The organism is uncultured Sphingomonas sp. (assembly GCF_913776855.1).
Taxonomy (GTDB): domain Bacteria; phylum Pseudomonadota; class Alphaproteobacteria; order Sphingomonadales; family Sphingomonadaceae; genus Sphingomonas.
On record NZ_CAJYQD010000014.1, the window covers coordinates 1 to 13,760 of the forward strand.

A 13,760-nucleotide genomic window follows, 5' to 3' on the forward strand; every position below is an offset into this window, starting at 1 on the left:
GACCTGCAATGCGTGAAGGCGGCAGGCGTGACCTTTGCCGTGTCGGCGCTGGAGCGGGTGATCGAGGAACGCGCACGCGGTGACGCCGATGCGGCGCAGGGCATTCGCGGCGATCTGGAAGCGCGCATCGGCGGCGGTATCCGGTCGGTAAAGCCGGGTTCGGCCGAGGCCGCCGAACTGAAGGCTGCGCTGATCGAGGCGGGCATGTGGTCGCAATATCTGGAAGTCGCGATCGGCCCCGATGCGGAGGTGTTCACCAAGGCGCCGGTGCTGTCGACCGTGGGCTGGGGCGCGGAAGTCGGCATTCGGTCAGATTCGTCGTGGAACAACCCCGAACCGGAAATCGTCATCGTTGCGACCAGCGACGGCAAGGCGGTCGGCGCGACGCTTGGCAACGACGTCAACCTGCGCGATTTCGAAGGGCGCTCGGCGCTGCTGCTGGGTAAGGCGAAGGACAACAACGCCTCGACCGGCATCGGCCCGTTCATCCGGCTGTTCGACGAACACTTCACCATGGATACGGTGCGTGACGCGGTGGTCGACCTGCGCATCGACGGTCCGGAGGGCTATGTCCTGACCGGTACTAGCACCATGCGCGAGATCAGCCGCGATCCGGAGGATCTGGTACGGCAGGCGCTGTCGGAGCATCAATATCCCGACGGGTTCGTCCTGTTCCTCGGCACGCTGTTCGCACCGGTACAGGATCGCGACGAACCGGGTCGGGGGTTCACCCATAAGCCGGGTGACGTCGTGCGCATTTCCACGCCGTCGCTGGGCGAACTGGCCAACACCGTCACCACGTCGAAGGCGGCCGATCCATGGGGCTTCGGCATTCGCGACCTGATGCGCAACCTCGCGCGCCGCGGCCTGATCGCCGCCTGATCCTCTCTTGCTGGAACTGAACCCGATGTCGCCTGACGATTTCGCCTACCCGATCGCGCCGGAAGTCCGCGCCTCCTACCCATCGCTTGCCGGCAAGCGCGTGCTGATCACCGGCGGCGGTTCGGGGATCGGTGCCGGCGTCGTGGAGGGCTTTGTACGGCAGGGTGCGCACGTCACCTTCTTCGATATTGCCGAAGCGGATTCGCTGGCGCTGATCGACGAACTGGCCGGCGCCGGCCCGGTGCCGATGTTCAAGCGCGTCGACCTGACCGACATCGCTGCGCTCAAGGCCGCGATCGCCGAGGCAATTGCGGATGGGGGCGCGTTCGACGTGCTGGTCAACAATGCCGCCAGCGACGATCGCCATTCGATCGAGCAGGTCGACGAAGCCTATTGGGACAATCGGATGGGCGTGAACCTGCGCCATCTGTTCTTTGCGGCGCAGGCGGTCATTCCGGGCATGAAGGCCGCCGGCAAGGGCGTGATCGTCAACATGGGGTCGATCAGCTGGCACCTCGCGCTGGAGGAACTGACGCTCTACCAGACCGCCAAGGCCGCGATCGAGGGGCTGACCCGGTCGTTCGCGCGTGAGCTGGGCGGGGACGGCATCCGGTCGGTCTGCGTCATTCCGGGCAATGTCCGCACGCCGCGGCAGTTGAAATGGTACACGCCAGAGGGTGAGGCCGAGATCGTGAAGGCACAATGCCTGAACGGTCGCCTGGTTGCGGGCGACATCGCGGCGATGATCCTGTTCCTTGCGTCGGACGATGCGCGGCTGGTAACCGGGCACAGCTTCTTCGTGGATGCAGGGTGGCGGTAAGATGACGATGGTACAGCGTTCCGAACCGGTCAGCGTGTGGGATTTGTCGGCGCCGCTGCTCGAGGGGCCGGTGTGGGTCGATCGGGACGACGCGCTCTGGTTCGGCTGTATCAAGACTCCACGCATCCACCGCTATGACCCGGCGACCGGAGAGCGGCGCAGCTGGGCGGCGCCGGGGCAGTGCGGCTTCGTACTGCCATCGGCCGATGGCAAGTTCATTGCCGGATTGCAGACCGGGCTGCATCGGTTCGATCCCGTAACCGGCGGGTTCGAGCTGCTGGTCGACCCCGAACCGAACCTGCCGGGCAACCGGTTGAACGACGCGACGGTCGATCCGTCGGGGCGGTTGTGGTTCGGGACGATGGATGATGGTGAGAGTACCGCGACCGGCAACATTTATCGCCTGGGCGCGGACGGTCGTGCGGTCGCTTCTGCGCCACCGGTGGCGATCACCAACGGGCCTGCGGTCAGTCCCGACGGGCGCACGCTGTATCATGTCGATACGCTGGGCGGACATATCCATGCCTGCACCGTCGCTGCGGACGGATCGCTGACCAATCGGCGGTTGTTCGTGTCGATCCCGAATGACGAAGGCTATCCCGATGGCCCGACCGTCGACGCCGAGGGTTGTGTGTGGGTCGGACTGTATGCCGGCTGGGGTATTCGCCGCTATTCGCCCAAGGGCGAACTGCTGGAAACGGTCCGGATGCCGGTCGATGCGATCACCAAGATCGCGTTCAGCGGTCCCGATCGGCGGACGGTGTTCGCCACCACCGCCAACAAGCATCACGACGCCGAACAGGCGGCGGCGCAACCGCTGGCGGGCAATCTGTTCCAGTTCGAGGTCGATGTGCCGGGCGTCGCGGGCACGGAGATTTCGGTCGGAATCTGACGGCGCGGAAATCCGCTCACGTCGATTTGCGCACCACCAGTTCGGGCGGGAGCAGGGCGGGGGCGGTTTCACGGCGATCGATGCGGCGGATCAGCATGTCGACCAGCAGTTCCCCCGCGCGCGCATAATCCTGTCGGATCGTGGTCAGCGGCGGTTGGGCGAGCGAGGCGGCGGGAATATCGTCGAACCCGACGACCGCGACGTCGCGTGGCACGCTGCGGCCCGCTTCGGTCAATGCCCGCATCGCCCCCAAGGCGATCATGTCGGATGCGGCAAAGATGGCATCGAACGCGATGCCGCGCGCCAGCAGGCGACTGGCGGCGTCATAGCCCGACGCCTCACTCGACAGCGCATCGACCTGCAACCCCGGATCGATCGGCAGGCCGGCCGCCTGTAGCGCGGCGGCAAGGCCGCGATAGCGATCGCGTGATTCGGGATAATGGCTGGAGGCGTCGCCCAGAAAGGCGATGCTGCGCCGGCCCCGGTCGATCAGGTGCAGCCCGGCATCGCGCCCACCGCCGAAATTGTCGCAACCGATGACGGTGCCGGGATGGGCGGGATCGGCCGATCCCCACCGGACGAAATGCGTGCCCTGCGCCACCAACTGGTCCAGTCGACGCGAATAATCGTCGAAATCGCCATAGCCGAGCAGGATCAGCCCATCGGCCTTGCGACTGTCCTCATAATCGACATGCCAGTCGGCGGAGAGCTGCTGGAACGAGGTCAGCAGGTCATAACCACGCGCACCACAGGTATGCAGGATCGATCCCAGCATCGACAGGAAGAACGGATTGATCCGCGACCCGTCGGGTGCGGGGTCCTCGAAGAACAGCAAGGCAAGCGTCGATGTGCTGCCCCGGCGCAGGGCAGAGGCGTTCTTGTCGACCTTGTAGTTCAGCTGGGCCGCGATCGCCTCGATCCGCAGGCGGGTGGCGGCGCTGACCGTGCGGTCGCCGCGCAGTGCCCGGCTGACGGTCGGTTGCGACACGCCGGCCAGCGCCGCGATGTCGAACGAGGTCGGCTTGTCGCCCGCCGCCATGCCGTGTTCTTCCTCCCCGAGACCGATTTGCCGCCGGTGTAGCGGCGACGCATCGGTACCGGCAAGTGTCGACTGAATACGTATGCTGTCCGCTTCTCAACGCCCCGCAATGGTTTCAATAGGACGGTACGGACGAACCGGGCGAAAGAGCCGGGGAATCAACCATCGTTGGGGAGGATTGGATCATGCGGTATTCATCGCAAGCGTCGACGTGCGCCAAATTGGCGCGGGGGTCGAGCATCACGGCATTGATGGTTGCAGGGCTGCTGGCAGGCGCCGGCACTGCCGTTGCGCAGACTGCGCCGGCGCAGACGGACGCCACCGATCCGACCGCCACCCCGGCGACGGAAGAAGACACCGACATCGTCGTCACCGGTTTTCGCGCCAGCCTGGAAAACGCGGTCGCCGAAAAGAAGAATCGCGATCAGGTCGTCGAATCGATTTCGGCCGAGGATATCGGCAAGCTGCCCGACGCGTCGATCGCGGAATCGATCGCCCGTCTGCCGGGCCTGACCTCGCAGCGCGTCTCGGGCCGGTCGAACTCGATCTCGATCCGCGGTTTCGCGCCCGATTTCTCGACCACGCTGCTGAACGGCCGCGAACAGACGTCGACCGGCGACAATCGCGCCGTCGAATATGACCAGTATCCCGCCGAAATCATGAGCCAGGTGCTGGTGTACAAGACCGGTCAGGCGAACCTGGTCGGACAGGGTCTGTCGGGCACCGTCGACCTGCGTACCGTCCGCCCGCTGGAATATGGTCGCCGGGCGATCTCGATCGGTGCGCGTGGCACCTATGCCGATCTCGGCAAGCTGAACGCCGGGTCGCGCGACAAGGGTTACCGCGTCAACGGCACGTACATCGACCAGTTTGCCGACGACAAGATCGGCATCGCGCTGTCGGGCAATTACCTCGACGAGCCGTACCAGATCCAGGAGTTCAACGCCTGGGGCTATGCCGGTTTCAACGGGCAGGGCGTGATCGGCGGATCGAAGTCGTACGTCACCTCGACCCGGCTGAAGCGCCTCGGCCTGTCGGGTACGTTGCAGTACCGGCCGGTGCCGAACCTGACCGTCACGGTCGACGGCTTCTATTCGGACTTCAACGACGACCAGATCAAGCGCGGTATCGAATTGCCGCTGGGTTATGGTCAGGACTTCAACAATCCGAACAACCCCAATGGCGTCAAGCTGACCGGCACCACCGCCAACAGCGACGGCTTCGTCACGTCGGGCACGTTCGGCAATGTCGAGGGCGTGGTCCGCAACGACGCGTTCGAACGCAAGGCGAAGCTGTATTCGTTCGGCTACAACATGGCATGGCGCGGCGACGACGGCTGGAACGCGACGCTCGACGCCAGCTATTCGAAGACCGATCGCGAGGAAATCATCCTCGAAAGCTATGCCGGCACCGGATATGGCCAGAATGTCGGGGCGAAGGACACGATTTCCTTCACCAGCGGCAAGACCGGCACCGTGTTCAAGCCGACGCTGAACTATTCCGATCCGAACCTGATCCTGCTGACCGATCCGCTCGGCTGGGGCGGCACCAACCTGCAGGCCGGTTATTTCAACGACCGCATCGTCAAGGACCGCATCGCGCAGTATCGCTTCGAGGTCGAGAAGGAGCTGGACGACTTCTTCAGCGCGGTGAAGGTCGGGCTGAACTATACCGATCGCGACAAGTCACTCACCCCTGACGAAGCGCTGCTGGCGCTGAGTGGCGGCCTGCGCCAGCTGCGCATTCCCGATCAGTATGTGAAGGAGCCGACGAGCCTCAACTATCTGGGTCTCGGGCCGATGCTCAGCTACGATCCGCGCGACCTGCTGGCGGGCGGCGTATATCAGCTCAACCCGAACACCAGCCTCGATGTGCCTGCCAAGGCGTTCCGCATCGAGGAAGACCTGATGACGATGTATGTCCAGGCGGACATCAATCAGGACATTGGCGGGTCGGTGCTGACCGGTAACATCGGCCTGCAGGCGGTGAATACCGAACAGAAGTCGTCGGGCCTGGTCGCGGCGGCGGGGACGCTGGTCCCGACCATTCGCGGGGCGGATTACTGGGATCTGCTGCCCAGCCTGAACCTGTCGCTGCGGATGCCGGGCGACTGGGTAATCCGTGCAGGTGCCGCGCGGCAGGTGCAGCGGCCGCGTCTGGACGATATGCGCGTGTCGCAGGGCTATGGTTACAACCCGCAGGAGCGCATCATCACCGGCGGTGGCGGCAACCCGTATCTCCGTCCGATCCGGTCGAACTCGTTCGACCTGACGCTGGAGAAGTATTTCGGCCGATCGGGCTACATTGCGGCACAGGGTTTCTACAAGGACCTGAAGTCGTTCGTATATAACCAGACGATCCCGTTCGACTATGCCGGGTTCCCGACGCCGACCGGTACGCCGGCCGGCACCCCGACGCTCGGCCGTGCCGACGTGCCGATCAACGGCGCGGGTGGCAGCATCTATGGCGTCGAGCTGGCTGCCACGCTTCCACTCAGCACCTTCGCCTCGTTCCTCGACGGCTTCGGCGTGACGGGCGGCGGTTCGTGGACCAAGACCCAGATCAAGCCCAACCCGACGTCGCCGCCGGAAAACATCCCCGGCTATTCGAAGTGGGTCGTCAACGGCACGGCGTATTTCGAAAAATGGGGCTTCAGCGCCCGCGGATCGGCGCGCTACCGTTCGACCTTCGTCGGCGAACTGTCGGGCTTCGGTGGCAATCGCCAGCGCCGCCGCGCGCTGGACGAGACGATCATCGATGCGCAGGTCGGCTATGAGTTCCAGAAGGGCACCGCGCTCGAAGGGCTGTCGATCTTCGTCCAGGGGCAGAACCTGACCGACGAGCGCTTCTCGACCGTCGATCCGGGATATGACCTCGCCGTGATCGACTATCAGAGCTATGGCCGGCGCTTCCTGGCCGGGGCATCGTTCCGGTTCTGATGAACGTCTCCGCCCGCCCTCGCACGGGGCGGGCGGGTTGATCGGATGGAGGCGTGGATGGCGATCGATCAGGAACCGGTACGGCGCGTCGCCATTGTCGGGGGCGGATCGGCCGGGTGGATGGCGGCGGCGGCATTGGCCCGCTTCCTCCCCGCCGACACCATTGTCACGCTGATCGAATCCGACGCGATCGGGACGGTCGGCGTAGGCGAGGCGACCATCCCCCAGTTGCGTCTGTTCAACCACAATCTCGGTATCGACGAGGACGATTTCGTCGCGCGTACCGGCGGCAGTTTCAAGCTGGGCATCGAGTTTGCCGGCTGGAACGGCGCAGACAGCCGCTACCTCCATGCATTCGGCACGATCGGCCGTTCGGTCGGGCTGGTGCCGTTTCACCATTATTGGCTGGCGGCCGGCGGCAGCGATCGCCCGTCGTCGCTCTGGTCGCACAGCGCATGTGCGCAAGCGGCGGCGCAGGACCGGTTCGACCGCGATCCCGGCAGCCCGCAGGCGCCGTCGGGTGTGTCCTGGGCCTATCATTTCGATGCCGCGCGCTATGCCGCCTATCTGCGCGAGCTGGCCGAGACGGGCGGCGTTGTCCGGGTCGAAGGGCGGGTAGTCGACGTGGCGCAGGATGGTGCGACCGGGCTGATCGCCGGCGTTGTGCTGGACGACGGTCGCCGGGTCGATGCCGATTTCTTCGTCGATTGTTCCGGGTTCGCCGCGCTGCTGATCGGGCGGATGGTGGGCGATCGCTGGGACGACTGGTCGGCGCTGCTGCCGTGCGACCGGGCGCTGGCGGTACCTTGCGAGTCGGTTCAGCCGATCACCCCCTATACCTGTGCCACCGCCCGTGCGGCGGGCTGGCAATGGCGCATTCCGTTGCAGGAGCGGACCGGCAACGGGCTGGTCTATAGCAGCGCGCATCTGTCCGACGACGAGGCTGCCGCCACGTTGCTTGGCAATCTGGACGGGGCGGCACTGGGCGATCCCCGGCCGCTGCGTTTTACCACGGGGCGGCGGCACGCGCCGTGGATCGGCAATTGCGTCGCGCTGGGGCTGGCGGCGGGGTTCATGGAGCCGTTGGAATCGACCTCGATCCATCTGGTCCAGTCGGGAATTGCGCGGTTGTTGTCGCTGTGGCCGACCGTCGCCCCGCGCGCTGCCGACATCGCCGAGTTCAACCGGCAGTCCGCGCGCGAATGGCTGAGCATCCGCGACTTCCTGATTGCGCATTACGCGCTCAACGGGCGGAACGAGCCTTTCTGGCGGGAACGCCGCGCGATGCCGTTGCCCGAGACGCTGCGCGAACGCATTGCGTTGTTCGAGCAATCGGGCCGGATCGTGCGCGACGAACATGAATTGTTCGCCGAGGTCGCGTGGTTGCAGTTGCTGGTCGGGCAGGGGGTGGTCGCCAAGGGCTATCACCCGCTCGCCGCTGCGTTGCCGGCCGCGCGGCGTGACCAGTTTCTCGACATCTCGGCGCAACATGTCGCCGCCACGGTCGCGCGGATGCCGACCCATGACCAGTTTCTCCGCGCCCATTGCCCGGCGCCCGATGCAAAGGTTGCCGCGTGATCCGATCCCTGCTCCTCGCCCTGACCCTGGGCGCCAGCGCGCTGCCCGTTGCCGCAGCTGCGCAGGATTTCCGCGCGCGGGCGCCCGAGGACGAGGTGATTTACTTCGTCCTGCCCGACCGGTTCGAAAATGGCGACAAGGCGAACGACCGGGGCGGCATGACCGGCGACCGGCTGGTCACGGGCTTCGACCCGACGTCGAAGGGCTTTTATCATGGCGGCGACCTGAAAGGGCTGACCGCGCGGTTGCCCTATATCCAGTCGCTGGGCGCGACCGCGATCTGGGTCGGGCCGATCTTCAAGAACAAGGCGGTGCAGGGCGCGCCGGGCAGCGAGTCGGCCGGCTATCATGGCTATTGGGTGACCGACTTCACCCAGGTCGATCCGCATCTGGGCACCAATGCCGAGTTCAAGGCGCTGGTCGATGCCGCCCATGCGCGTGGGCTGAAGGTCTATATGGACATCATCGCCAACCACACCGCCGACGTCATCCAGTATCGCGAATGCGTGGGGAAGGGCGCGTGCGTCTATCGCAGCCGCGCCGATTACCCCTATGCCGCAAAGGGCAAGAATCGGGGCTTTGCCGGGGACGGGGTTCAGACAGCGGAGAATTTTGCGAAGCTGACCGATCCGTCTTTTGCCTATACCCCGTTCGTGCCGGCGGCGGAGCGGTCGGTGAAGGTGCCGGCATGGCTGAACGACCCGATCTATTACCATAATCGGGGTAACACGACGTTCAGCAACGAAAGTTCGCAGATGGGCGATTTCGTCGGGCTGGACGATCTGATGACCGAGAACCCGCGCGTGGTGGCGGGGATGATCGACATCTTCGGTGGCTGGATCGACCGGTTCGGGATCGATGGCTATCGCATCGATACCGCGCGCCATGTGAACCCGGAATTCTGGGCAGCGTTTGTGCCCGCCATGCAGGCGCGGGCGAAGGCAAGGGGCATTCCCAATTTCCACGTCTTCGGCGAAGTCGCGCTGTCGTCGCTCGATGCCGGAGGCCTTGCCGCATGGACCAAGACGGGCAAGTTCCCAGCCGTCCTCGACTTCTCGTTCCGCGAGGCGGTGTTGCAGAGCGTGGCGGGTGCCAAGGGCACCGACGTGTTCGAAACGGTTTTCGACGGCGATGTCCTGTATGCGAATGGCGAGGTGACGGCGCGGCAGTTGCCGACCTTTACCGGCAATCACGATAATGGCCGCTTCGCCTTCTATCTGCGCCAGGCGCGGCCGCAGGCGAGCGACGCCGAAATCCTGTCGCGCGTGATGCTGTCGAATGCGATGCTGCTGACCCTGCGCGGCGTCCCGACCATCTATTCGGGCGACGAACAGGGCTTTGCCGGCGACGGCAACGATCAGGACGCGCGCGAAGACATGTTCGCGTCGCAGGTCGCATCGTACAACGACAACAAGCTGGTCGGCACCACCGCCACCACCGCGACCGCGAACTTCACGCCGACGCATCCGCTGTACCGGCAGATCGCCGAACTGGCGAAGCTGCGCACCGCCACCCCCGCACTGACCCGTGGCCGGCAGGTGCTGCGCGCGCGGGAGGAGAAGCCCGGGTTGCTGGCGATTTCGCGGTTCGATCCGACCAGCAATGCCGAAGTCCTGTTGCTGTTCAACACCGCCGATGCGCCGATCACCCGCAACGTGCAGGTCGATACCGCGTCGACCCGGTTCAAGGCGATGACCGGCCGCTGCGGCACCGTGACCGCGCCGGGCGCGATCCGCGTCGACCTTCCCGCTTTTGGCTATGCGGTTTGTGCCGCGGAGACCCGATAATGACCGAAGCAGCCGTCCGGGCGATCGCCCCCGAACCCGCCGCCGCCCGCCCATGGTGGCATGGTGCGACCATCTACCAGATCTATCCACGCAGCTTCGCCGACAGCAACGGCGACGGGATCGGCGACCTGCCCGGCATCACCGCACACCTCGATTACGTCGCGGCGCTGGGGGTGGACGCGATCTGGCTGTCGCCGTTCTTCACATCACCGATGAAGGACTTCGGCTATGACGTTGCAGATTACTGCGATGTCGACCCGATCTTCGGCACGCTCTCCGATTTCGACGCGCTGATCGCCAAGGCGCACGCGCTAGGCCTGCGCATCATCATCGATCAGGTCTGGTCGCACACCAGCGACGAACATCCGTGGTTCGTGGAGAGCCGGTCGAGCCGCACCAATCCCAAGGCGGACTGGTATGTCTGGGCCGATGCAAAGGCGGATGGTTCGCCGCCCAGCAACTGGCAGTCGGTATTTGGCGGCCCGGCATGGACATGGGATGCGCGCCGCGGGCAATATTATCTGCACAATTTCCTGAAGGAACAGCCGCAGCTGCACGGGCATAACCCGGATTTGCAGGAAGCGCTGCTCAATACCGCGCGCTTCTGGCTCGACCGCGGTGTCGACGGGTTCCGCCTCGACGCGATCAACTTCGCGATGCACGACCCCGAGCTGCGGGACAATCCGCCGATGCCGAGCAACGGCAAGACGCGGACCCGCCCGTTCGATTTCCAGCGCAAACTCTATAACCAGGGACATCCGGACATCCCGGCGTTCCTCGAACGGGTCCGTGCGCTGCTCGACAGCTACGGCGACCGCTTCACCGTCGCCGAGATCGGCGGCGACGATGCGACGCGGGAGATGAAGCTGTTCTGCGAGGGCGACCGCCGGCTCAACACCGCGTACGGCTTCGACTTCCTCTATGCTCCCGAACTGTCGCCGCGAACCTTGCGCGATGCGTTCGACACCTGGGGCGAGGATGCGCCGTGGCCGAGCTGGGCGTTCGAGAACCATGACGCGCCGCGCGCCGTCTCGCGCTGGCTGACCGATCCCGCCCATGCCGATGCGTTCGGGCGGATCAAGATGCTGCTGCTCGCCTGCCTGCGCGGCAATATCTTCCTCTATAATGGCGAGGAACTGGGCCTGCCGCAGGTCGATATCGCGTTCGAGGATTTGCAGGACCCCGAAGCGATCGCCAACTGGCCGCTCACCCTGTCGCGCGACGGTGCGCGAACGCCGATGCCGTGGGCGGCCGATGCCGACAATCTGGGCTTCGGCGCGGGCAAGCCGTGGCTGCCGGCGGGCGAGGCGCACCGTACGCTGGCGGTGGACCGGCAGGCGGATGACCGCGCTTCGCTGCTCAATTTTACCCGCCACGTCATTGCATTGCGCAACGCCCATCCGGCGCTGCGGTCGGGCGGCATGACCATCGTCGAGGCATCGGACGCGATCTTCGCGTTCGAGCGCGAACTGGACGGGCAACGGCTGCTGTGCGTGTTCAATCTGTCCAACGCCGCCGCGACCTTTGCCGGCGGCGAGGGTGCGCGCGCAATCGAAACCATCGGTGATGTGGACGGGGACCGGTTCGGCCCGTTCGCGGCGCGGGTCGCGCTTCGCGATTGAAAAGATTTAGGGAGAAGGCGATGAGGATGATGAAATGGACGCTGGCCCTGGCCGGCGTGACGGCTATGGCCTCGCCCGCCTTTGCGGAAGTCGTGGCGCGCGCGGCGTCGCCCGATGGCAAGCTGACGGTGGCGGTCAGCCTCGATAACGAAGGGCGGCCGAGCTATTCGATCGCCAAGGACGGCAGGGCCGTGCTGAACGACAGCAGGCTGGGCTTCATGTTCACCGACGCGCCCAAGATCGAGCGCGGGCTGACGCTGGCAGGCACGAAGCGCGACCGCGCCGACACGACCTGGACCCAGCCGTTCGGCGAATGGAAGACGATCCGCGACAACCACACCGAACTGACGGTGACGTTCCGCGAGGCAAAGAACCTGAAGCGCGAAATGGCGGTCACGTTCCGCCTGTTCGACGACGGCGTAGGGTTCCGCTACACCCTGCCGAAGCAGGCCAATCTGACGACGGTGAACATCGCCGACGAACTGACCCAGTTCGCCTTTGCCGAACCCGGTACCGCATGGTGGAAGCCGGCGTTCGAATGGAACCGCGAGGAATATCTCTATAACAAGACCCCGCTGGATGCGGTCGGCACCGCGCAGACGGTGATGACGGTGAAGCTGGCCAGCGGCCGCCATGTCGCGATCCATGAAGCGGCACTCAGCGATTATTCGGCGATGAACCTCGCCCGCGCCGAGGGGACGACATTCCGCGCCGTGCTGACGCCGGGTGCCGATGGCCCCAAGGTATCGCGCGCCGCCGGCTTCTCCACGCCGTGGCGGACCATCTCCATCGCCGACGATGCGCCGGGCCTGTACAATGCCAGCCGCATCGGGCTGAACCTGAACGAGCCGAACAAGCTGGGCGACACGTCGAGCTGGATACAGCCGGGCAAGTTCGTCGGCGTGTGGTGGAACATGATCAAGGGCGACTGGACCTGGGCGCGCGGGCCGAAGCACGGTGCCACCACCGCTAATGTCCGCCGCTACATCGATTTCGCCGCCGCCAATGGGATCGCCGGCGTGCTTGTCGAAGGGTGGAATGTCGGCTGGGACGGCGACTGGCTGGGCAACGGCAACGACATGAACTTCAGTCAGCCGACCGAGGATTTCGACGCGACGGCGCTGGCTGCGTACGCAAAGTCGAAGGGCGTGCGCCTGATCGGCCATCACGAGACCGGCGGTTCGGTCAGCCATTATGATGCCCAGCTCGACAGCGCGTTCAAATGGGCGGCGGACCATGGTGAGCGGGTCGTGAAGACCGGCTATGTCACCGATGCCGGCCAGATCGAGCGGGTCGATGCCGACGGGTCGAAGCATCGCGAATGGCATGAGGGTCAGTGGATGGTGAACCATCACCAGCGCGTCCTGAACGCCGCGGCCCGCTACAAGGTGTCGATCGACAGCCACGAACCGGTCAAGGATACCGGGCTACGTCGCACCTATCCCAACTGGCTGAGCCGCGAAGGCGGTCGCGGTATGGAATACAACGCGTGGGAGGGGGGCAAGAACCCGCCCGAGCATGAGGCCAATATGGTCTTCACCCAGTTTCTGGGCGGGCCGATGGACTTCACGCCGGGTGTGCTGAGCCTGACCGGGAGCAACGGCAGTGCGATCAAATCGACCATTGCCAAGCAGCTGGCGCTGTACGTCGCGCTGTATTCGCCGGTCGTCATGGCCGCCGATACACCGGAGAATTATGCGCGCTATCCCGCCGCCTTCAAGTTCATCCGCGACGTGCCGACCGACTGGTCCGACACGCGCGTGCTGAACGGCGAGGTCGGCGACTATGCGACGATCGCGCGCAAGGCGGCGGGCAGCAACGACTGGTTCCTGGGCGCGATCGGCGACGAGGAGGCGCGCAGCAGCACGGTGAAGCTCGACTTCCTCGACGCCGGCAAGACCTATACCGCCGAAATCTATCGCGATGGCCCCGGCGCAGACTATCGTACCGATGCCCGCCATTCGATCACCATCGAACAGCGGCAGGTGACGAAGGGCGACACGCTGACGATCGCGCTGGCCCCCGGTGGTGGCGAGGCGATCCGTTTCGTGGCACCGAAGAAGCGATAAACGATCCTCCCCGGCACGGGGAGGGGGACCGCCGCTGAAAGCGGTGGTGGAGGGGGGTGGCCCCGCAACGCTACGGTGGCGGGTGGGCGACCCCCCTCCACCGTCCTGCGGACGGTCCCCCTCCCCGTGAAC

Annotated in this window: 9 protein-coding genes; 8 read left to right on the forward strand and 1 reads right to left on the reverse strand. The window is 65.4% G+C overall.

Annotated features, from left to right (window positions below; all coding sequences use genetic code 11):
* From QZ755_RS02925 to QZ755_RS02935, 3 genes are all read left to right on the forward strand, one after another.
* Window positions 1–882 (forward strand): fumarylacetoacetate hydrolase family protein (locus tag QZ755_RS02925; RefSeq protein WP_294319571.1); only part of this gene is annotated, 882 nt, incomplete at its 5' end.
* A gap of 25 nt (window positions 883–907) precedes the next feature.
* Window positions 908–1,702, forward strand: coding sequence for an SDR family oxidoreductase (locus QZ755_RS02930; protein ID WP_294319573.1), 795 nt, complete (start codon window positions 908–910; stop codon window positions 1,700–1,702).
* A gap of 1 nt (window position 1,703) precedes the next feature.
* The gene (locus QZ755_RS02935; protein WP_294319575.1) at window positions 1,704–2,594 is read left to right on the forward strand and encodes an SMP-30/gluconolactonase/LRE family protein; all 891 of its coding nucleotides are present in this window, start codon (window positions 1,704–1,706) and stop codon (window positions 2,592–2,594) included.
* 16 nt (window positions 2,595–2,610) lie between these two features.
* Here the strand turns inward: QZ755_RS02935 and QZ755_RS02940 are convergent, their stop codons facing one another.
* A complete protein-coding gene (locus QZ755_RS02940; protein ID WP_294319577.1) occupies window positions 2,611–3,633 on the reverse strand; it encodes a substrate-binding domain-containing protein in 1,023 nt (340 codons plus the stop codon).
* A gap of 251 nt (window positions 3,634–3,884) precedes the next feature.
* On the opposite strand from QZ755_RS02940, the gene QZ755_RS02945 reads away from it, so the two are divergent.
* Genes QZ755_RS02945 through QZ755_RS02965 form a run of 5 tightly spaced genes read left to right on the forward strand, consistent with a single transcriptional unit; the run spans window position 3,885 to window position 13,628 of the window.
* Window positions 3,885–6,572, forward strand: coding sequence for a TonB-dependent receptor (locus QZ755_RS02945; protein ID WP_294319579.1), 2,688 nt, complete (start codon window positions 3,885–3,887; stop codon window positions 6,570–6,572).
* Between the two features lie 57 nt (window positions 6,573–6,629).
* Window positions 6,630–8,150 carry a tryptophan halogenase family protein gene (locus QZ755_RS02950; RefSeq protein WP_294319581.1) on the forward strand — a complete coding sequence of 507 codons (1,521 nt, stop codon included), beginning with the start codon at window positions 6,630–6,632 and terminating at the stop codon, window positions 8,148–8,150.
* Window positions 8,147–9,937 (forward strand): alpha-amylase family glycosyl hydrolase, encoded by a 1,791-nt coding sequence (locus QZ755_RS02955; protein ID WP_294319583.1) that lies wholly within the window; start codon window positions 8,147–8,149, stop codon window positions 9,935–9,937. Before QZ755_RS02950 ends, QZ755_RS02955 begins: the two co-directional genes overlap by 4 nt.
* Window positions 9,937–11,559, forward strand: coding sequence for an alpha-glucosidase family protein (locus tag QZ755_RS02960; RefSeq protein ID WP_294319585.1), 1,623 nt, complete (start codon window positions 9,937–9,939; stop codon window positions 11,557–11,559). Before QZ755_RS02955 ends, QZ755_RS02960 begins: the two co-directional genes overlap by 1 nt.
* A 26-nt stretch (window positions 11,560–11,585) precedes the next feature.
* On the forward strand, window positions 11,586–13,628 hold the full coding sequence (locus QZ755_RS02965) for a glycoside hydrolase family 97 protein (RefSeq protein WP_294319980.1): 2,043 nt from the start codon (window positions 11,586–11,588) through the stop codon (window positions 13,626–13,628).
* The last annotated feature ends 132 nt before the right edge of the window (window positions 13,629–13,760 follow it).